General features: G+C 61.3%; 19 protein-coding genes and 1 riboswitch. Of the genes, 12 read left to right on the top strand and 7 right to left on the bottom strand.

Annotation, left to right across the window (positions count from 1 at the left end; genetic code table 11):
* The first annotated feature begins 16 nt into the window (after nt 1–16).
* Genes ACE4RL_RS17950 through ACE4RL_RS17935 form a run of 4 tightly spaced genes read left to right on the top strand, consistent with a single transcriptional unit; the run spans nt 17 to nt 4,942 of the window.
* Nucleotides 17–847 (top strand): carbohydrate ABC transporter permease, encoded by an 831-nt coding sequence (locus ACE4RL_RS17950; RefSeq protein ID WP_375600312.1) that lies wholly within the window; start codon nt 17–19, stop codon nt 845–847.
* Nucleotides 844–1,662 (top strand): carbohydrate ABC transporter permease, encoded by an 819-nt coding sequence (locus ACE4RL_RS17945; protein ID WP_375598460.1) that lies wholly within the window; start codon nt 844–846, stop codon nt 1,660–1,662. Before ACE4RL_RS17950 ends, ACE4RL_RS17945 begins: the two co-directional genes overlap by 4 nt.
* An 8-nt stretch (nt 1,663–1,670) precedes the next feature.
* Complete coding sequence (locus tag ACE4RL_RS17940; RefSeq protein WP_375598459.1) at nt 1,671–3,872, top strand: glycoside hydrolase family 2 TIM barrel-domain containing protein; 2,202 nt, start codon at nt 1,671–1,673, stop codon at nt 3,870–3,872.
* An 11-nt stretch (nt 3,873–3,883) separates the two neighbouring features.
* Nucleotides 3,884–4,942 (top strand): ABC transporter ATP-binding protein, encoded by a 1,059-nt coding sequence (locus ACE4RL_RS17935; RefSeq protein WP_375598458.1) that lies wholly within the window; start codon nt 3,884–3,886, stop codon nt 4,940–4,942.
* A 12-nt stretch (nt 4,943–4,954) separates the two neighbouring features.
* On the opposite strand, the gene ACE4RL_RS17930 is transcribed toward ACE4RL_RS17935, so the two are convergent.
* Complete coding sequence (locus ACE4RL_RS17930; protein WP_375598457.1) at nt 4,955–6,163, bottom strand: ROK family protein; 1,209 nt, start codon at nt 6,161–6,163, stop codon at nt 4,955–4,957.
* Between the two features lie 215 nt (nt 6,164–6,378).
* Between ACE4RL_RS17930 and ACE4RL_RS17925 the strand changes: the two genes are divergently transcribed.
* The 3 genes from ACE4RL_RS17925 (at nt 6,379) to ACE4RL_RS17915 (ending at nt 9,280) form a co-directional block, all read left to right on the top strand.
* Nucleotides 6,379–7,362, top strand: coding sequence for a sugar ABC transporter substrate-binding protein (locus tag ACE4RL_RS17925; protein WP_375600311.1), 984 nt, complete (start codon nt 6,379–6,381; stop codon nt 7,360–7,362).
* 80 nt (nt 7,363–7,442) lie between these two features.
* Nucleotides 7,443–8,501, top strand: a complete 1,059-nt coding sequence (locus ACE4RL_RS17920) for an ABC transporter permease (RefSeq protein WP_375598456.1) — start codon at nt 7,443–7,445, stop codon at nt 8,499–8,501.
* Nucleotides 8,501–9,280 (top strand): ATP-binding cassette domain-containing protein, encoded by a 780-nt coding sequence (locus tag ACE4RL_RS17915; protein ID WP_375598455.1) that lies wholly within the window; start codon nt 8,501–8,503, stop codon nt 9,278–9,280. Before ACE4RL_RS17920 ends, ACE4RL_RS17915 begins: the two co-directional genes overlap by 1 nt.
* 70 nt (nt 9,281–9,350) lie before the next feature.
* Here ACE4RL_RS17915 and ACE4RL_RS17910 read toward each other — a convergent pair whose 3' ends face one another.
* Nucleotides 9,351–10,457 (bottom strand): 2'-deoxycytidine 5'-triphosphate deaminase, encoded by a 1,107-nt coding sequence (locus tag ACE4RL_RS17910; protein WP_375598454.1) that lies wholly within the window; start codon nt 10,455–10,457, stop codon nt 9,351–9,353.
* Nucleotides 10,458–10,535: 78 nt separating this feature from the next.
* Nucleotides 10,536–10,611, top strand: a riboswitch (SAM riboswitch).
* Between the two features lie 40 nt (nt 10,612–10,651).
* Here ACE4RL_RS17910 and metZ point away from each other — a divergent pair.
* Nucleotides 10,652–11,860, top strand: a complete 1,209-nt coding sequence (gene metZ / locus ACE4RL_RS17905) for an O-succinylhomoserine sulfhydrylase (RefSeq protein ID WP_375598453.1) — start codon at nt 10,652–10,654, stop codon at nt 11,858–11,860.
* 209 nt (nt 11,861–12,069) lie between these two features.
* The gene (locus ACE4RL_RS17900) at nt 12,070–12,783 is read left to right on the top strand and encodes a transporter substrate-binding domain-containing protein (RefSeq protein ID WP_375598452.1); all 714 of its coding nucleotides are present in this window, start codon (nt 12,070–12,072) and stop codon (nt 12,781–12,783) included.
* Here the strand turns inward: ACE4RL_RS17900 and ACE4RL_RS17895 are convergent.
* Nucleotides 12,780–13,412, bottom strand: a complete 633-nt coding sequence (locus ACE4RL_RS17895; RefSeq protein WP_375598451.1) for a DUF2306 domain-containing protein — start codon at nt 13,410–13,412, stop codon at nt 12,780–12,782. The genes ACE4RL_RS17900 and ACE4RL_RS17895 overlap by 4 nt on opposite strands.
* A gap of 81 nt (nt 13,413–13,493) precedes the next feature.
* Here ACE4RL_RS17895 and ACE4RL_RS17890 point away from each other — a divergent pair, with 81 nt between their 5' ends.
* Nucleotides 13,494–14,093: a TetR/AcrR family transcriptional regulator gene (locus tag ACE4RL_RS17890; protein WP_375598450.1), complete on the top strand. Its 600-nt coding sequence runs from the start codon at nt 13,494–13,496 to the stop codon at nt 14,091–14,093.
* Here ACE4RL_RS17890 and ACE4RL_RS17885 read toward each other — a convergent pair.
* Nucleotides 14,090–14,500, bottom strand: coding sequence for a tellurite resistance TerB family protein (locus ACE4RL_RS17885; RefSeq protein WP_375598449.1), 411 nt, complete (start codon nt 14,498–14,500; stop codon nt 14,090–14,092). The two genes, ACE4RL_RS17890 and ACE4RL_RS17885, sit on opposite strands and share 4 nt — an antisense overlap.
* A 145-nt stretch (nt 14,501–14,645) precedes the next feature.
* Here ACE4RL_RS17885 and ACE4RL_RS17880 point away from each other — a divergent pair, with 145 nt between their 5' ends.
* Nucleotides 14,646–16,295 carry a lysine--tRNA ligase gene (locus ACE4RL_RS17880; protein WP_375598448.1) on the top strand — a complete coding sequence of 550 codons (1,650 nt, stop codon included), beginning with the start codon at nt 14,646–14,648 and terminating at the stop codon, nt 16,293–16,295.
* A gap of 21 nt (nt 16,296–16,316) precedes the next feature.
* Here ACE4RL_RS17880 and ACE4RL_RS17875 read toward each other — a convergent pair whose 3' ends face one another.
* From ACE4RL_RS17875 to ACE4RL_RS17865, 3 genes are read right to left on the bottom strand one after another with little or no spacing between them, the layout of a single operon-like run.
* Complete coding sequence (locus ACE4RL_RS17875) at nt 16,317–17,216, bottom strand: alpha/beta hydrolase (RefSeq protein WP_375598447.1); 900 nt, start codon at nt 17,214–17,216, stop codon at nt 16,317–16,319.
* A 34-nt stretch (nt 17,217–17,250) separates the two neighbouring features.
* On the bottom strand, nt 17,251–17,475 hold the full coding sequence (locus tag ACE4RL_RS17870) for a helix-turn-helix domain-containing protein (RefSeq protein WP_375598446.1): 225 nt from the start codon (nt 17,473–17,475) through the stop codon (nt 17,251–17,253).
* Nucleotides 17,476–17,478: 3 nt separating this feature from the next.
* Nucleotides 17,479–18,054: a hypothetical protein gene (locus ACE4RL_RS17865; protein ID WP_375598445.1), complete on the bottom strand. Its 576-nt coding sequence runs from the start codon at nt 18,052–18,054 to the stop codon at nt 17,479–17,481.
* A 106-nt stretch (nt 18,055–18,160) separates the two neighbouring features.
* Between ACE4RL_RS17865 and ACE4RL_RS17860 the strand changes: the two genes are divergently transcribed.
* Nucleotides 18,161–18,532 carry a chlorophyllide reductase gene (locus tag ACE4RL_RS17860; protein WP_375598444.1) on the top strand — a complete coding sequence of 124 codons (372 nt, stop codon included), beginning with the start codon at nt 18,161–18,163 and terminating at the stop codon, nt 18,530–18,532.
* The last annotated feature ends 8 nt before the right edge of the window (nt 18,533–18,540 follow it).

The following is an 18,540-nucleotide window of genomic DNA, read 5'->3' as shown; positions in this document are numbered from 1 at the left end:
CGGCTGGCTGTTTGTCATGCCCGCACTGGTTTTGCTCGGCATCTTCATGATCTATCCGATCCTCTGGTCGCTCTGGATGAGCTTCCAGGTCGGGCGCGGCATGGCCTTCAGCTTCGGTGGCTTTGCCAATATCATCCGGCTGACGCAGGATCCCGTCTTCCTCCGGGCACTGACCAACACCCTGGTTTTCCTGGCGATCCAGGTGCCGATCATGCTGGTCCTGGCGCTGCTGTTTGCCAGTGCGCTCAATGACAGCAAGCTGTGGGGGCGCGGCTTTTTCCGCACCGCCATCTTCCTGCCCTGCGTCACCTCGCTGGTGGCCTATTCGGTAATCTTCAAGTCGATGTTCGCTGGCGACGGCGTCATCAATCAGGTGCTGCTGGGCCTGCATATCGTCTCTACGCCGATCCCCTGGCTCGCCGATCCGTTCTGGGCAAAATTCGTTGTCGTCTCGGCCATCACCTGGCGCTGGACCGGCTACAACATGATCTTCTATCTCGCTGCCATGCAGAATATAGACCGCTCCATTTATGAGGCGGCCCGCATAGACGGTGTGCCCACCTGGGCGCGCTTCTGGTACATCACCGTGCCCATGCTCAAGCCGGTGATCCTGTTTACCGCCGTCATCTCGACCATCGGCACGTTGCAGCTCTTCGACGAGCCCAATCTGCTCACCCAGGGCGGTCCATCAGATTCGACGCTGACGCTCTCCATGTACATCTACAACCTCAGCTTCCGCTTCATGCCCAGCTTCGGCTATGCGGCCACGGTGAGCTACGTCATTGTCGTGCTGGTCGCCATTTTGAGCTACATCCAGTTCCTGGTCGCAAGGGATCGCCGCGCATGAGCAATCCCTTTGCCCTTATCGGTCGCGCCGCAACCTATCTGGCCCTGTCTCTTGCCGCCTTCGTCTCGGTTTTTCCCTTCGTCTGGATGGTGATCGCCGCTACCAATACCTCGCCCGACATCATCAAGGGCAAGGCAACGCCAGGCAGCGCGCTTTTTGCCAACATCGGCACGTTCCTCAATTCGGTCGACCTGCCGCGCGTGCTGTTCAATTCCTTTTTCATCGCCGGTGCCGGCACCGCGCTGACCCTGCTGGTCTCCTCGCTCGCCGGCTATGGCTTTGAGATGTTCCGCTCGCGCTTCCGGGAAAAGCTGTTCGGCGGGCTGCTGCTGATGCTGTCCATCCCATTCGCCGCGCTGATGATCCCGCTTTTCGTGATGATGGCGAATTTGAAGCTGATCAACACCTATCAGGCCATCATCCTGCCCACCGTGGCCTGGGTTTTCATCATCTTCTATTTCCGACAGGCGACGAAGGCCTTCCCGCATGAATTGCGCGATGCTGCCCGGATCGACGGGCTCAAGGAATGGCAGATATTCCTCTACGTCTACATGCCGGTGATGCGATCCACCTATGCGGCGGCCACCATCATCGTCTTCATGATGCACTGGAACAATTATCTTTGGCCGCTGATCGTGCTCCAGACCAATGAGATGTTCACCCTGACCCTGGCGGTCGCCGCGCTCAGTGCGGGTTACACCCCCGATTTCGGCCTGGTCATGGTCGGCGCCATTGTCGCGACTTTGCCCACCCTCATCATCTTCTTCCTGCTCCAGCGCCGCTTCGTCGAAGGCATGCTGGGCGCCGTCAAATAGAGTATTCCATGCGTTCTCTGATCGATTTCAATTCCGGCTGGCTGTTCGAGGGCAAGGACGAGGTCCGCCTGCCGCACAATGCGCTCGACCTGCCGTTCAACTATTTTGATGAGACGGCCTATCAGCGCGTCTTCTCCTATGAGAAGCGCTTCACGGTCGATCCGGCCTGGAACGGCAAGGAAATCGCGATCGTCTTTGATGGCGCCATGGCCAATGCAAAGGTGAGCCTCAACGGCGAGGCGATCGCGGCGCATAAGGACGGCTACACGCCCTTCGAAGCGCGGCTGACCGGCAAGCTCAAGGATGGCGAGAACGTCCTCGCCGTTACCATTGATGGCAGCGAAAACCCCGAGATTCCACCCTTTGGCGGCCAGATCGACTACCTGACCTATGCCGGCATCTATCGCGAGGCCTGGTTGCGCGTGACGGCGCCCGTCTATGTGGGCAATGGCAAGGTGGAAACGCCGGATGCACTGGCCGACAGAAAGACGGTGCGCGCCCGGATCGATCTCGCCAATCCGCAAGACCTGCCCATCTCGGGCACTGTTGTCGCCACCATCAAGGATGCCGCGGGCAAAACGATTGCAACAACCGATGCCCTCATTGAGGGCGATAGCGTCGATGTCGCGCTGAACGGCCTCGCCGGTATCAGCCTTTGGGACATTGATAGCCCCACGCTCTATACCCTGGCACTTAATCTCGAAACGCCTCATGGGCGGGATCAGGCGCAGTTCCGCTTTGGCTTCCGCACTGCCGAATTCACCACTGACGGCTTCAAGCTCAATGGCAGGGCGCTGAAACTGCGCGGCCTCAACCGCCACCAGTCATTCCCCTATGTCGGCTATGCGCTGGGGCGCTCGGCGCAAGAGCGGGATGCGGAGATCCTGAAGCGGGAACTCAAACTCAACATGGTGCGCACCTCCCACTATCCTCAATCCCACTATTTTCTCGACCGCTGCGACGAACTGGGCCTTCTGGTCTTCGAGGAAATCCCTGGCTGGCAACATATCGGCGGCGAGGCCTGGAAAGACGAGAGCGTCGAAAACATCCGGCGCATGATCACCCGCGACTGGAACCACCCCTCCATCGTCATCTGGGGCGTGCGCATCAACGAAAGCCAGGACGACCACGACTTCTACCAGCGCACCAACACGCTGGCGCATGAACTCGACAGCACCCGACAGACTGGCGGGGTGCGCTACATCACCGACAGCGAGATGCTCGAAGACGTCTACACCATGAACGACTTCATCTTGGGGCAGGAGGAATGGGGTGGCAATCGTCCGCGCACCCCGCTCCGGCCACAACAGGAAGTCACAGGCCTTGATCGCGTCGTGCCCTACATGATCACGGAGTATGGCGGGCACATGTATCCCACCAAGAGCTGGGACCAGGAGCAGCGCCAGGCCGAGCACGTGCTGCGGCACCTGGAGGTGATGAACGCCGCCTATGGCGATCCGCAGATCGCCGGCTGCATCGGCTGGTGCGCCTTCGACTACAACACCCACAAGGATTTCGGCTCGGGCGACCGCATCTGCCACCACGGCGTCATGGACATGTTCCGCGAGCCCAAATTTGCCGCCTATGCCTATATCAGCCAGTGCGAGCCGGAGGACGAAGTCATCCTCAAGCCCGTGACCTTCTGGGCCCGCGGCGAGCGCAATATCGGCGGCGTCTTGCCACTGATGATCCTGACCAATTGCGACGAGGTCGAACTGGCCTATGGCAACAACGCCCCCAAGCGCTTCACGCCCGACCGCGAGGCCTTCCCGCATCTCCCTCACGCCCCCGTGGTCATCAAGCGCGAGCACCTGACCGACGAGGAACTGGGGCTGTGGGGTATGAGCTGGGAGGACGCCACCATAACCGGCTATCTCGACGGCAAGCCGGTCAAGACCGTCAACTTCATCGCCGACCCGATCGCGCATGAGCTGGAAGTGGCGCCCGACACGACTGAAATCGGCGCAGAGGGCGACACGGTACGCGTCATGATCCGGGCGCTGGATCAGTCGGGCAAGAAGCTGCCCTTTTTTGCCGAGCCGGTCTCTATTGAAGTGTCCGGCGCCGCCGAACGGCTGGGCCCGGGGCTGGTGCCGTTGCGCGCCGGCTCCACCGGCTTCTGGCTCAAATCCACGGGCAAGGGCCCGATCACCGTCACCGTCACCAGCGAACGGCTCGGCCGCGCTGTCACAACGCTCACCGCAAGCTGAGGATTGGCCCCATGTCCGGATTGAAGCTGACCCAAGTGAAAAAATCCTTCGGCGTGGTCGAGGTGATCAAAGGGGTCGATCTCGATATTGCCGACAAGGAATTCGTCGTCTTCGTCGGCCCCTCGGGCTGTGGCAAGTCGACCCTGCTGCGCATGATTGCCGGTCTCGAGCAGATTTCGGGCGGTGATCTCTACATTGGCGATGAGCGCATGAACGATGTCGACCCGTCCAAGCGCGGCATCGCCATGGTGTTCCAGTCCTATGCGCTCTATCCGCATATGAGCGTGCGCGAAAATATGGGCTTTGCCCTGCGCTTTGCCGGCGCCAGCAAGGCCGAGATCGAGAGCCGTGTGGCCGAAGCGGCCCGCATTCTCGAGCTCGGACCGTTGCTCGACCGTCGTCCAGGGCAACTCTCGGGCGGCCAGCGCCAGCGCGTTGCCATTGGCCGCGCCATCGTGCGCCACCCCGATGTGTTCCTGTTCGATGAGCCTCTGTCCAATCTCGATGCCGAGCTGCGCGTGCATATGCGCATCGAACTGGCGCGGCTGCACAAGGAGCTCAACACCACCATCATCTATGTGACCCACGATCAGGTCGAAGCCATGACCCTGGCCGACAAGATCGTGGTGTTGCGGGATGGCCGCATCGAACAGGTCGGCTCGCCGCTCGAACTCTATGACGACCCGGACAATCTGTTCGTTGCCGGCTTCATCGGCTCGCCCAAGATGAATTTCCTGGCTGGCACGGCCGAAGCCGATGGTATTCGCCTGGCCGATTTCCCCGGTCAGGTTATTCCCTCCCCGGTGAATTTATCCGACGGCGATTCTGTCACGGTTGGCGTTCGGCCTGAACACTTCTCCAATGCCGGCGCAGCCGTTCTTGAGGTCAATGTCGAGATCATCGAGCACCTGGGCGGCGAGACCTATGCCTATGCCCGCGACAAGGGCACCGAACTGATCACTATCGCCACCGGCAATGACCGCACGCTCAAGACCGGCGACCGCTACAAGGCTCATTTCGACCCCGCGGCCCTCTTGGTGTTCGATCAGGACGGGCAGCGCATCCGCTAGGTCCCCGTCCGGTCACCCCTGCAGCCGCAGATTGCCGTTCAGGAAATAGCGCTCGAAGAGCGGGCTGGTGGCAGCGCCAATCGCCCGGGCGTTGAACCCCACGACACCCGCTTCGATCTGTGGTGCAACAAGTCCGCGCATGTCCTGGTTGATGAGATAGCGCCGGGTGCGCTCCACCAGCTCATGCTTGACCGCGTCGGGAAACGCGCCGTCGATCACGATGGCTTCAAAGTCGATAACGGCACAAACCGATAGGCTCGCTTTCGCCAGTTCCTGGGCTGTTCGACCGATCCAGGGGTCAACAAGCCGGCTGAAGCCGCTCCAGTCCTGTGGTTGGGTCCAAAGTTCGCGCGGATCATGTCCGTGTTCTGCCAACCGCGCCTCAAGCAGATGGATCGAGGCCGTATCGATCAACTGCTGGCTCTCGCCCTGCGGTCCGAAACTGCGCAATGATCCCAAGGCGCCAGCGTTACCCAAATGGCCCTGATAGACCGAGTGGTTGAGCACAATACCGCCCCCGACGAAGGCGCCGATAAAGAAATAGGCGTAGTCCCGAAATTCTTTTCCGCGCCCATAAATGTGCTCGGCCTGGCAACCGGCAGTGGCGTCGTTGACCACTTGCACCGGCAGGTCCGTGAAGCGGGCTAGCTCGGCCTGATAATCCACATGCCGCCAGGATGCGAAGTCCTTGGCCGGTGCGTCGACCAGTTCGCTCCATTTCCACAGCTCGAACGGTGTGCCGATACCAATGCCACAGACGCGCGAGCGCTCTTCGGGACTGCATTTGGACAGGATGGTGTCGATGCCCTTGCGCAAAAACGCAAATATGGCTTCCGGCATGGGATAATCATAGGTCAGCCGCAGTTCTTGCCGCACCGTGCCGCGGAAATCGGCTAGCAGCAGCACGGCGCTGCGCCTGCCGATCTTGCAACCCAAGGACAGCACCCCGCCTTCTGCCAGGCGCATCGGTATGGAGGGCTTACCCACTCTCCCTTTTACGGGCGCGCCGCGGGCCAAAAGCCCCTCGCTCTCAAGTTCCCGCAGAATGATAGAGACCGTTTGCGGGGACAGATTTGCCAATCGCGCCAGATCGCTGCCCGCCATCGACCCGTGCCGCTGGAGCAGGGTCAGCAGCAGTCGCACATTGTGGTCGCGAACCCCACTCTGGTTCACGCCGCGACTGACGGTTCTGATGATCGGCTCTCCCATGGCGGGCACCATAGAGACAGCTTCGACGAAGCGGAAGGTCGTCCGGCTCAAATAAATAAATAAAGTAGAGTTATATATTGACGGCCCTGGGATTCCTCTTCACCATGAGGGCGTCAAGACAGGCAGACATGCTTTTGCGAGGGGAGGAGCCCGCTCGCAGCCTGTCTGCAAAGGGAGAGAGAAACGTGAAAAAGCTGCTTATCGGCACGGCTATATGCCTTGCCGCCATGTCCCCGGCCGTGACCCCCGCCGCCATGGCGCAGGAGATATCGGCCTGCCTCATCACCAAGACCGACACCAACCCCTTCTTCGTCAAGATGAAGGAAGGGGCCGAGGCCAAGGCGGCTGAGCTGGGCATTACGCTCAAATCCTTCGCCGGGCGCATCGACGGCGATCATGAAACCCAAGTCGCGGCCATCGAAACCTGCATTGCCGATGGGGCCAGTGGAATTCTGATTACCGCCTCGGACACCTCGGCCATCGTGCAGTCGGTGCAGCAGGCGCGCGATGCCGGATTGCTCGTTATCGCGCTCGATACGCCACTCAACCCCATTGATGCCGCCGACGCCACATTCGCTACCGACAATTTCCTGGCAGGCGAACTGATTGGCAAATGGGCCGCTGGCAAACTGGGCGATGAAGCCGCGAATGCCAGGATAGCCCTGCTCAATCTGGGTATCAGCCAGCCGACCGTGGACGTTTTGCGCAACCAGGGCTTCTTGCAGGGCTTTGGTATCGATTTGGCCGATCCCAACAAATGGGGCGACGAAACCGATCCGCGCATTGTTGGCCACGACGTGACGGCCGGCAACGAAGAAGGTGGCCGTGAGGCCATGGAAAACCTTCTCGTCAAGGATCCCACCATCAATGTGGTTCACACAATCAATGAACCCTCGGCTGCCGGCGCCTATGAAGCGCTCAAATCCTTCGGCCGAGAAAACGACGTGTTGATTGTTTCGGTGGATGGCGGCTGCCCGGGCGTGGCCAATGTCAAGGATGGCGTTATTGGCGCAACCTCACAGCAGTACCCCCTTCAGATGGCGGCGCTGGGCGTCGAGGCCATCAAGGACTGGGCCGACAACGGCACCAAGCCAGAACCGACCGAGGGCAAGGATTTCGTCGACACAGGTGTGAAACTTGTTACCGACGAGCCGGTCGAGGGCGTCGAGTCCATCGACACAACCGAGGGTGAGGCCCTCTGCTGGGGCTGATCGTCAATCCGCATTAGAACGAGGGCAGGGGCAGGTGGTCATCCGCCTCTGCTCTCGAATGGGAACCGGGGAGAATACCCATGTCGAACCAGACAGAGACCGACGGCGGTCTCGTCACTCGTGCTGAGGCAATCGCCAGTTTTGAGCACCAGCACACCGCATTATCGCGCATCCAGCACGCTCTGCATTCCAATCCCGCGCTGGTGCCACTGATCGTGCTTGTGCTCTCGACCGCCGTATTCGGGGCGCTGCTGGGCACCAAGTTCTTCTCGTCCTTTGCGCTGACGTTGATCCTGCAGCAGGTGGCCATTGTCGGCATCGTCGGTGCCGCGCAGTCGCTCGTCATCCTCACTGCCGGGATCGACCTTTCGGTCGGCGCCATCATGGTGCTGAGCTCGGTCATCATGGGCCAGTTCACCTTTCGCCTCGGCCTGCCGCCGGCTGTTGCCGTAGCCTGCGGGCTGGCCATTGGCACCTTCATTGGCTTCGTCAACGGCTGGCTGGTCGCCCGCATCAAATTGCCGCCCTTCATCGTTACGCTGGGCATGTGGCAGATCGCGCTGGCCTCCAATTTCCTCTATTCGGGCAATGAAACCATTCGCGCCCAGGATATCGAGGCGAACGCGCCGCTCCTGCAATTCTTCGGCCAGTCCATCAGCGTGGGCGGCGCCGTATTCACCTATGGCGTCATCTTCTTCATTCTGCTGGTCCTGGTGCTCGCCTATATCCTGCGCCACACCGCCTGGGGGCGCCATGTTTATGCCGTGGGCGACGACCCGGAGGCCGCCGAACTCTCGGGCGTTAATACCAAACGCATCCTCATATCCGTCTATGCTCTCTCGGGTCTGATCTGTGCATTCGCCGGCTGGGCCCTGATCGGCCGCATCGGTTCGGTCTCTCCCACCTCCGGCCAGTTCTCCAATATCGAGTCCATAACGGCCGTGGTGATCGGTGGCATTTCTCTATTCGGCGGACGGGGATCCATTCTGGGCATGTTTTTCGGGGCCCTCATCGTCGGCGTCTTCTCGCTCGGCTTGAGGCTTCTGGGAGCAGACGCACAATGGACCTATCTGCTCATCGGCGTGCTCATCATTGGCGCCGTTGCCGTGGACCAGTGGATCAGAAAGGTATCGGCCTGATGCAACCCATTCTTTCCGCCAGCAATCTGTGCAAACGCTACGGTAGGGTCACGGCCCTGGACAATTGCGATTTCGAGCTGATGCCGGGCGAAATCCTTGCCGTGATCGGTGACAACGGGGCTGGAAAGTCCTCACTGATCAAGGCCCTGTCCGGCGCCATCAAGGTCGATAGTGGCGATATCTTTCTTGATGGGAAGCCGGTCCATTTCACCTCTCCCATCGACGCGCGCCATGCAGGGGTGGAAACGGTCTATCAGACGCTGGCCATGTCGCCCGCCCTGTCGATCGCTGACAACATGTTCATGGGGCGGGAAATCCGCAAACCGGGCTTCATGGGCAAGGTCTTGCGTCAGCTCGACCGCCCGGCCATGGAGCGCATCGCCCGCGAGAAACTGTCAGATCTGGGGTTGATGACCATCCAGAACATCAACCAGGCGGTCGAAACGCTCTCTGGTGGACAACGCCAAGGTGTGGCCGTGGCGCGTGCGGCGGCCTTCGGTTCGAAAGTGATCATTCTCGATGAACCGACTGCGGCCCTGGGCGTCAAGGAGTCCCGGCGGGTTCTCGACCTCATCCTGGATGTGCGGGCGCGCGGTATTCCGATCATACTGATCAGCCACAATATGCCCCATGTCTTTGAAGTGGCTGATCGCATCCACGTCCACAGGCTCGGACGGCGCCTCTGTGTCATCGACCCCAAGGACTACACCATGTCCGATGCTGTCGCGTTTATGACCGGAGCCAAAACGGCCCCAGGCGCGACGGCAAGCGCGGCATAAGGACAAACCCGGCTCCGTTCCTCCACCGGGTCATCAGAGGCCGGCGCGTCCTTCCCGGGGTGCGCCGGCTTCAGCCTCCAAATGCCTTGAAGTGCTTGGACAGCTTGAGCGTCTGCGCCTGGTAGTTTGAGCCCAGATCGGTGCCATAGAGCCGATCCGGCTTCTCGGCCAGCGCCTCATAGATCAGCCGGCCGATGGTCTGTCCGTGGCCGAGCAGAAATGGCACTTCGCGGCTCCGCACTTCCAGAACGGCCCGGCTGCCCGTGCCGCCCGCCGCCGAATGGCCGAATCCGGGATCGAAAAATCCCGCGTAGTGCACCCGGAACTCGCCGACCAGCGGGTCGAAAGGCACCATCTCGGCTGCATGGGTTGGCGGCACGTGGACCGCCTCCAAACTCACCAGGATATAGAATTCGTCCGGATCAAGGATCAGCTCACTCTGCCCATGGGCATAGAGCGGATCCCAGAAGTCGCGCACTTCAAGAGAAGCTTTCTTGTCGACATCGACGACGGCGGTATGCCGTTTGGAGCGGAAGCCGATCAGCCCGTCGCGCCCCTGACCTTCCAGGTCAATGGAAAGGGCGACGCCTTCGCCGACCGGCACGTCGCCGCCGATAACCAGTGTGTCGGATGTGTGCAATGCCTGGTGCTCGGCAACGCTGAGCCGACTGTCCCCACAGCGGAACCGCATCTGACTGAGGCGTGATCCGGTCCGCACCAGCACCGGAAAGGTGCGCGGGCTGATTTCGAGGTAAAGCGGGCCAGTGTAGCCCGCAGGCAATTGGTCAAAGCCGCGTGCCCTGTCCCCGATGACACGGGTAAACACATCCAGCCGCCCGGTCGAACTCTTGGGGTTGGCCGACGCGCTGACTTCTGGCGGAAGCTTGAGGCTTTCCTCCAGCGGCACCAGATAGACACAGCCCCGTTCCAGCACAGCACCCTTGCTGAGGTCGATTTCATGCAGCTTGAGGGCATCGATGCGTTCGGCCACCGAATGTGAGGGCCCGGGAAGAAAGCTTGAGCGCACGCGAAAAGCGGTTTTGCCCAGTCGCAAGTCCAGGCTGGCTGGCTGCACCTGGTCGATATCGAATGGCCGGGAGGCGATGATCGCACCTTCGCCATGCAGCTTCTCGATCAACCGCGCCGGAAAGACGCCTTTCGGCCAGTTGCCTGCCATGTGTTCGGTCCCATCCCCGCGCGACTGACCTTCCCTAGCAATCCCGCCAATTGACGCCAACTGCCAATTGGCTTTACATCACAATCCAGTGGTGATTTGGCCGGTCGCTTGCAGCCACTTAAAACAAATTGCTAAAGACCGTTGTGGAACCGGCCGCCATTGCGAGCCGGTTTTTTTGTTTGAAGGTTTCGAGCATGTCCAGGAAGAACAACCCCCTCGCGGACCCCCGGAAACTCTCCGCAGCCACCCAGATGGTGCATGGTGGCGGCAAGCGGAGCCAGTTCCATGAGACAAGCGAGGCGATGTTCCTCAATTCCGGCTTTTCCTACCCAAGCTCGGAACATGCCGAATTGCTGTTTCAGGGCAAGGTGCCGGGCGGACACAACTATTCGCGTTTCGCCAATCCCAATTACGACATGTTCCAGGACCGTATGGCGCTGCTCGAAGGCGCAGAAGCGGCCCGCTGCTTTGCCACCGGCATGGCGGCGGTCACCAATGCGGTCATGAGCCAGGTCAGGGCAGGGGACCATATCGTGGCTTCCCAGGCCCTGTTTGGCGGTTGCCGCTATGTGGTGGAGGACTTTGCCCCGCGTTTTGGTGTGGACTCGACCTTGGTCGACGGGCGCGATCCGCCCAATTTTGCCGCGGCCATGCGGCCCAATACCAAGCTGGTTTTCATCGAAACGCCGACCAACCCGACCCTGGAACTGGTGGACATCGCCGCCGTGGCGGAGATTGCCCATGCACAGGGCGCCAAGCTCATCGTCGACAATGTCTTTGCCACCGCCCTTTACCAGAAGCCGCTCGAATTGGGCGCCGACATCGTCACCTATTCGGCCACCAAGCATATCGACGGCCAGGGCCGCGTCATGGGCGGCATTGTGCTGGGCTCCAAGGAAATCATCGAAGGCGATGTGCACACCTTCCTGCGCCACACCGGCGCCACGCTGTCGCCCTTCAATGCCTGGGTGTTGACCAAGGGTCTCGAAACCTTCGCCCTGCGGGTCGAGCAGATGACCAATAGTGCCGAGAAGGTCGCGGCAGCTCTGGCCAGCCACCCCAAGATCAACAGGGTGATCTACCCGCATGATCCGGGCCACCCGCAATATGATCTGGCCAAACGCCAGATGAAACGCGGCTCGACGCTGCTGGCGCTGGACGTCAAGGGCGGGCAAGAAGGGGCCTTCACGCTCGCCGACAATCTTGCTGTGATCCTGATTTCCAACAATCTGGGCGACGCCAAATCGCTGATTACCCACCCGCGCACCACAACCCATGCCCGCCTCACCGAAGACGTGCGGCTTGAAACCGGCGTCACACCGGGCCTGCTGCGGCTTTCGGTGGGCCTGGAAGATCCGGACGATCTGATTGCCGATCTGATGTATGGGCTGGATCAGGTGTAGCCGTGTTGCTTACCGGTTCGCTCCACCCCCTCTCCTTCGGGCTCTCAAACTCTCCACCGCAGAGTGCTGCCCCTCGTGACGGGTCCGAGCCCATCACGGGAAGGGCATGGGGAGGCGCTCTGGCGGGCCTTGCTGCAAGCATCCTCACCCTTGCCGCCCCCGCACAGGCACAGTCCCTCCCTTACCACGCCGATCCTGACGCGCGCGAAATGCTGCCTAGCCTCACGCCCATTCCAGCGATCCGCTTCCTGACTACAGACGATTTCCCGCCCTTCAACTATCGCGACGAGAGCGGGGAACTTGTCGGTTTCAACATCGATCTGGCCAAGCGCATTTGTGTTGAAGTCGACGTCGCCTGCACCATCCAGGTCTGGCCCTGGGATCAGGCTGCAACGGCCCTCTCGGATAATCTGGGTGACGCCTTGATCGCCGGCCTGGCCATGACCCCGGAAAATGGCGAGCTTTTCGATTTTTCCTCGACCTATCTGGCGCTGCCGGGCCGTTTCGTCACCCGTGCGGAAGACGTTGAAGGCTTTCGCACCGACTCACTGGCAGGTGAACCGGTCGCCGTGCGCGCCGGCAGCGTCCACGCCGAGTTCCTCGATCGCTATCTGCCCAATGTCGAAGCCATGCCCTTCGACACCGAAAGCGCCGCACTCGAAGCGGTCAAGTCCGGCACTGTGTCTGCCTGGTTCGGTGACGCCATGCGCGCGTCATTCTGGCTCAATGACAATCTGGCCTGCTGCGGCTTTGCCGGGGATGCCTACTTTCGCCCGCATCTTTTTGGCGAAGGCCTCACCATTGCCATGCCGGCCGGTCAGGATCCTGTCCGCCATTCCATCGACTGGGCGCTGGTTCGCCTCAAGGAGAATGGCGCGCTGGACGAGCTTTACCTGCGCTGGTTCCCGGTGGGCTTTTACTAGGCCGGCGCCCGCAGCCTGACCGTCGGACGGCGCGGCCAGCGGAGCACCAGTTCCGCCACCAACAGGTTTGGTACCCAGCACAGCCAGGCAATCGCTGGATAGGCGGTGTCGAACGGAATATCGAGCATCATGCTGGCCGGGATCTGGATGCGCAGAGTGACCGCAGCCAGCGTCAGGGCGACGGAGCGGATCATCCAGCGGCGATGGGCAGTGCGATCGCCGCTCATGGCGAGACGGATACCCGTGATCGTCGTGCCAAGCCACAGAACGGCGAGCAGCCCAAAGCCAAAGGCGGCAACCGGCCCGGCCTCGGTGGTGACGGCCAGCCAGAGCCCGCTTGCGCCCGAGAGCAGTACGGCAATGCCATAGGCACGTCCCATCAGGCGATGAACCTGGGGTCGCTTTTCACGCAGCCCCTGCCAAAGCTGGAGGGGCACCAGCGCCAGCGCGACCGGCGCCAGGACGACATGCCCGAAAAAGGCAATTGGCCGCAACTGGGCGTGATAGGCCACGAACTCCATAGTGGCTTCGACGCCGCCCACCATGAAGCGCCATGAAAACACCGCCACGCCGATAGTGAAGAGCCACAGCAGGCCCGTGCGTGTCCATACCCATCCAGTCGTCAGCATTTTCCGCTCCTTCGTGCTAGCTTGACAGTGTAAAGGCCACTTTTGCTTGACACTGTCAAGCGCGCTTGCTTACTGGTGGCCATGACCATTTCGCTTGAAAAATCGCGCGCTGGTGCCCATGGCGATTTGCGCGAAGGCCTGATCAATGCAGGGCTGACCTTGCTCACCCGCGATGGAACTTCGGGCCTCACCCTGCGCAAATGCGCCGCCCTGGCCGGCGTGTCACACGCCGCGCCGGCCCATCACTTTGATGGCCTGCCGGGGCTGCTCGACGCCATTGCTGCGCGAGGCTTCGAAATGTTTGCCGATGTGATGGAGGCCAGGGCGGAGGCAGCCCCGCAAGAGCCGCGGGCGCGACTGGAGGCAATCTGCCTGGGCTATTTCGACTTCGCCCGCGACAACCCGGCCCTTTACGACCTGATGTTCCGCCAGATCTGGTCTCTGGCCGGTGCAAGTGAGGAACTGGGCCGCTCGGGCACCCGCGCCTATATGGTCCTGGCCGATACCTGCGCGCCCTTCGTGCTGCCGGGGCAGGAGCCGGGCGTGGTGGAAACCCAGGTCTGGAGCCTCATCCACGGCTATGCCACGCTGGTTCTCGTGGGCAAGCTCGGGCGCAACCGGGCCATTGCTTCGGTCACCGACGTGCTGGGTTTGCTAGGCGGCCTGACGCTGGCCGATTAGTCCGGCAACCGCCGGTGCCGGGCCCGCGCTGCCACTTCGATGGCCGCCGTGGTCAGCCGGTCAAGGCTGAGATTATCCCGCAGCATTTCGAGGAAGCGCAGCTCTTCCTGCTCGAGATGCAGGTCCACCGCCGTCACCTCCACAGCCAGTGCATAGGCCGTATCCTGCAGTTTCTCCGGCAGCGACGCCACGGCTTCTGCCACCATGCGATCGAGCCCATTGGGGCCGTTGAGAATGTCTGCGCAGTCATTGGCGACCGTTTCCAGCCGGTCCTTGTCGAAGCCCTCAAACACAGGCAGACGGTCGATCAACGCCGTGATGCGCTTCAATTCCTTTTCGGTCATGGTGCTGTCGGATGACGCGGCCACGATCATGAGGTGGATGAGAGCGTCTTGGGCGGTGGTCATGGGCGTCATTTCCAATTGCGGATAGGATCAAGAACTAGGCCCTGTCCGCCCGCTTCGCAACCACCTGCGACATTGACGTCCGCCCGGTTCCGGTGCATTGACCGGGCTTCGTCTCTTCCAGAAGAACCTGAAAGGCTGCCACCCCGTGTCGCCCGCCACTTTGCCCGCCCTCGACCCCGATTTCTTCGCGCCGGCTGAGAATGCCCGCGCCTGGCCCTTCGAGGAAGCGCGCAAGCTGGTCAAACGCCTGGAAAAGTCGGGCAAGGGTGAAGCCCTGTTCGAGACCGGCTATGGCCCCTCGGGGCTACCGCATATCGGCACGTTTGGCGAAGTTGCGCGCACCACCATGGTGCGGACGGCCTTCCGCCTCTTGACGCGCGACGAAATCCCGACGCGCCTGATTTGCTTCTCCGACGATCTCGACGGCATGCGCAAGATTCCGGATACCGTTCCCGCCAAGGAGGCGATGGAGCCGCATCTGCAGAAGCCGCTGACCGCGGTGCCCGATCCCTGGACGAACGAATATGAGAGTTTCGGCCACCACAACAACGCCATGTTGCGGCGGTTCCTGGACACCTTCGGCTTCGACTACGAGTTCGCCAGCGCGACGGACTATTACAACTCGGGCAAGTTCGACGCGGTGCTGCGCCGCGCCGCCGAACGCTATGACGACATCATGGCTGTGATGCTGCCGACCCTTGGCGCGGAACGTCAGGCGACATATTCGCCCTTCCTGCCGATCTCGCCGATCAGCGGGCGGGTGCTCTATGTGCCCATGAAGGAGGTCAACGCCAAGGACGGCACGATCACCTTTGCCGACGAGGACGGCCGCGACACCACCGTGCCGGTCACCGGCGGCCATGTGAAGCTGCAGTGGAAGCCCGATTTCGGCATGCGCTGGGCCGCGCTCGGCGTCGATTTCGAAATGTTCGGCAAGGATCACCAGACCAATCAGGTCATTTACGACAAGATCTGCTCGATCCTGGGCGGCACCCCGCCCGAGCATTATGTCTATGAGCTGTTCCTGGACGCCGAAGGCCAGAAGATTTCCAAGTCCAAGGGCAACGGCCTGACCATCGATGAATGGCTGACCTATGCCCCGACCGAGAGCCTGGGGCTTTACATGTTCCAGAAGCCGCGTGTCGCCAAGCGCCTGCATTTTGACGTCATCCCGCGCGCCGTGGACGAGTATTTTGCCCATGTGGCCTCGTTTGAGAAGCAGGAGGCGCCCGCACGGCTCGAGAATCCGGCCTTCCATGTCCACTTTGGCAATGTGCCCAAGGTCGACATGCCGGTCACCTTCGCGCTGTTGCTGAACCTGGCCACGGCCTCGAACCCGGAGACACCCGAGGTCATGTGGGGCTATATTTCGGCCTATGCACCTGGCGTCTCAGCCAAGACCCATCCGCATCTCGATGCGCTGGTCGGCTATGCCATGCGCTATTTCCGCGACTTCGTGCAAAAGAGCTATCGCGCGCCGGACGATGTCGAACGCGACGCGCTCGAAAAGCTGTCGGCCGCCTTCGGCGATCTTCCGGCCGATGCGACCAACGAAACCATCCAGAACACCGCCCTCGACGTGGCGCGCAATATCGAGCGCTACCAGGACCACTCCAAAAAGAGCCCGACGGGCGGTCCCGGCGTTTCCGGCGACTTCTTCCAGATGCTCTATCAGGTCCTGATCGGCCAGGAGCGCGGCCCGCGCTTCGGCTCCTTTGCCGCACTCTATGGCGTGGAAAACACAAGGCGTCTGATTGCAGACGCCTTGGCAGGCAAGCTTCAGGCAGCCTCCTAAGCACAGCTGCGCAGCCTGTGATCAACAGGCGGGGAGTGGGTCCTTGACCCATTCCGCCGCCAGTTGCGCCACCTCACCCAGTTTCGAGGCACGATTGGGCATCAGCATGCTGTGGTCGAGCGCGGGAAACTCCCAATAGGTGAGGCGGCAATCCCCGGCCTCGGCGAAGGCGTTGGCGGCCAGGCGGGCGGCATGCGGCGGATTGGAGAGATCGCGTCCCCCCTGGATCAACAGGAAGGGCGACGAGCTCGCTATCATATAGTCCAGGACGCGTTGATCCAGGCTGTCGGCCCAGTACCTGTATGACGATCCTGCAAACAAGGTGCTGTCGTCGGGACTGACCCGCGCTTTGGCAAATCCGTCGTCGAGCATGGCATGGCCTTCCGGTGGCACCGTGCTCTTGATCAGTTCTTCCAGCGACAGGCCGGTGCCTGAGGACATGACGATAGTGGCAACGGGGTCGAGCTCTGCCGCAAGCCGCGCCACAGCCAGTCCGCCTTCCGATCCGCCATAGAGCACCAACCGTGATGCGCCCAGTTCGGGGCTTTCGCGCAGATGCTCCAGCACCGTCACATAGTCCGAGACACGTTGTGTCATAGTATACCCGTCCACGAAGGCTTTTGGGCAGTCGACATGGCCCTCGGCAATCTTGGCACCCGGGGTAATGCCGATCTTCTCGACAACCACCGCCGTATAGTCCGCGAATGCCGCACGCACCGTGGCAATACCGGTATTGGTGGCGCCCGGCAGGCAGCCTGAGCCTTGAGCAATCACGATCAGGCCTGTCGGCGGCCCCGCAGGGCGATCGATCGTGTAGTGGATCAGGCTGCCATCGGCGCGCGCCAGTGTTTGCGCCTCCTGTGCCGCGAGGGCGGGCAGGCATGCAAGGGCCGCGATGACCAGGTTGGCAGGCAACCGCATCTTGGTAGTCTCCGTGATGTTTGGGAAGGAAAGTCTAGGCGGTCGGCTCGTCCGGCTCCGGCTCGAACGACAACAGGTCTCCTGGCTGGCAATCCAGACATTGGCAGATCGCTTCAAGCGTTTCGAAGCGAATGCCCTTGACCTTGCCCTGCTTGAGCAGGCTCAGATTGGCCTCGGTGATGCCGATGACCTGTGCCAAGTCCTTGGACTTGACACCGCGCTGGGCCAGGACGACGGCCAGGTTGACTTTGATCGGCATGGTTCAAACGAACTGGCTGTTTTCATCGGCAATGGCGGCGGCCTTTTCCAGCGCCCAGGCCAGAGCGGCTATGATACCCGCAAACAGGACCAGGAAGATCAATTCCGCGTTGATCTGAACTGTGAGTTGTCGATAGCCGGGGGCTGCATTCCAGGTGAGTACAAGCCCCATTACCGTGTGGCTGATCAACTGGACCAGGGCCGAGAGCATGCTACCCAGGGCAAAGTCGCGCAGACCGGCAATACCTCTGGGCGCAAAGGGATGGCCCGCGGCAAAGCAGTTGAGGCAGATTTTCAATCGCACCAACCCCCAGGCCAGCGGCGCGGTGGCAACCAGAGCAACCAATGCCGCGGCGATCCGCTGCCCCATATCGATATCGGGGTGCACTGCCTCTGCCAGACCGGACATTTCCCGCACGGCATCTCCGTCGATAACCAGCCAATAGGCAAAGGCGGCCAGTGGCAGAAGGCTGGCGAGCGTCACCGCCGAAACGGCCAGTCCATTGAAGAGCAGCGTCATGCGTGGGGTGACCTCTATCGGGCGCACGCTGTCCGGGTTGAGCATTCCAGTGTCGATCATGTCAGTCTCCATTTGACGGTGTGGATCGCACATAAATTATCGTTTGACAATAAGAAACCTGCTCGACATGAGTATTTATTATCGCAAAACGATAAGGAGATGTCTCATGCGAACCATTCTCGTACTCGCCCTGGCCTGTCTCATCACCAGCACGGCGGTAGCGGCGGCCCCAAGTACCAGCACAGGCCGGGTTTCTGTGGCCCAGCTCTTCGATCTATCCCAGCGTTCAAAGACGGACGGTGCGGCACACGGCACCCTCGTGGCCTATCTTTTTGCCGTCGGTGAGACGGTGGGGATTCTGGCCGACGAGGCCAAGCAACGGGGCTTTCCGCTGGAATGTCAGCGGACTTTCACGCTGTCCGAAGATGCAGCGATGCATGCCTTGCGAATGGCGGCACCCGATCAGTCCGCCTGGGCCGAAACGGCGGCCACTCCCATCATTGTCGCCGATGTCCTTGCGCGGGCCGGGTGCGACTAGCGAAGCCA

Origin of the sequence: Devosia polycyclovorans (assembly GCF_042181575.1) — a bacterium.
Taxonomy (GTDB): Bacteria; Pseudomonadota; Alphaproteobacteria; order Rhizobiales; family Devosiaceae; genus Devosia; species Devosia polycyclovorans.
The sequence above is the reverse complement of the archived record's forward strand: the minus strand, read 5'-3'. Positions and strand labels throughout refer to the sequence as shown.

Bases quoted from the DNA above. Each gene is read 5' to 3' on its own strand.
- ACE4RL_RS17950 (WP_375600312.1), top strand. From the start codon at position 17: ATGCCCGCACTGGTTTTGCTCGGCATCTTCATGATCTATCCGATCCTC.
- ACE4RL_RS17945 (WP_375598460.1), top strand. From the start codon at position 844: ATGAGCAATCCCTTTGCCCTTATCGGTCGCGCCGCAACCTATCTGGCC.
- ACE4RL_RS17940 (WP_375598459.1), top strand. From the start codon at position 1,671: ATGCGTTCTCTGATCGATTTCAATTCCGGCTGGCTGTTCGAGGGCAAG.
- ACE4RL_RS17935 (WP_375598458.1), top strand. From the start codon at position 3,884: ATGTCCGGATTGAAGCTGACCCAAGTGAAAAAATCCTTCGGCGTGGTC.
- ACE4RL_RS17930 (WP_375598457.1), bottom strand. From the start codon at position 6,163: ATGGTGCCCGCCATGGGAGAGCCGATCATCAGAACCGTCAGTCGCGGC.
- ACE4RL_RS17925 (WP_375600311.1), top strand. From the start codon at position 6,379: ATGTCCCCGGCCGTGACCCCCGCCGCCATGGCGCAGGAGATATCGGCC.
- ACE4RL_RS17920 (WP_375598456.1), top strand. From the start codon at position 7,443: ATGTCGAACCAGACAGAGACCGACGGCGGTCTCGTCACTCGTGCTGAG.
- ACE4RL_RS17915 (WP_375598455.1), top strand. From the start codon at position 8,501: ATGCAACCCATTCTTTCCGCCAGCAATCTGTGCAAACGCTACGGTAGG.
- ACE4RL_RS17910 (WP_375598454.1), bottom strand. From the start codon at position 10,457: ATGGCAGGCAACTGGCCGAAAGGCGTCTTTCCGGCGCGGTTGATCGAG.
- metZ (WP_375598453.1), top strand. From the start codon at position 10,652: ATGTCCAGGAAGAACAACCCCCTCGCGGACCCCCGGAAACTCTCCGCA.
- ACE4RL_RS17900 (WP_375598452.1), top strand. From the start codon at position 12,070: ATGCTGCCTAGCCTCACGCCCATTCCAGCGATCCGCTTCCTGACTACA.
- ACE4RL_RS17895 (WP_375598451.1), bottom strand. From the start codon at position 13,412: ATGCTGACGACTGGATGGGTATGGACACGCACGGGCCTGCTGTGGCTC.
- ACE4RL_RS17890 (WP_375598450.1), top strand. From the start codon at position 13,494: ATGACCATTTCGCTTGAAAAATCGCGCGCTGGTGCCCATGGCGATTTG.
- ACE4RL_RS17885 (WP_375598449.1), bottom strand. From the start codon at position 14,500: ATGACCACCGCCCAAGACGCTCTCATCCACCTCATGATCGTGGCCGCG.
- ACE4RL_RS17875 (WP_375598447.1), bottom strand. From the start codon at position 17,216: ATGCGGTTGCCTGCCAACCTGGTCATCGCGGCCCTTGCATGCCTGCCC.
- ACE4RL_RS17870 (WP_375598446.1), bottom strand. From the start codon at position 17,475: ATGCCGATCAAAGTCAACCTGGCCGTCGTCCTGGCCCAGCGCGGTGTC.
- ACE4RL_RS17865 (WP_375598445.1), bottom strand. From the start codon at position 18,054: ATGATCGACACTGGAATGCTCAACCCGGACAGCGTGCGCCCGATAGAG.
- ACE4RL_RS17860 (WP_375598444.1), top strand. From the start codon at position 18,161: ATGCGAACCATTCTCGTACTCGCCCTGGCCTGTCTCATCACCAGCACG.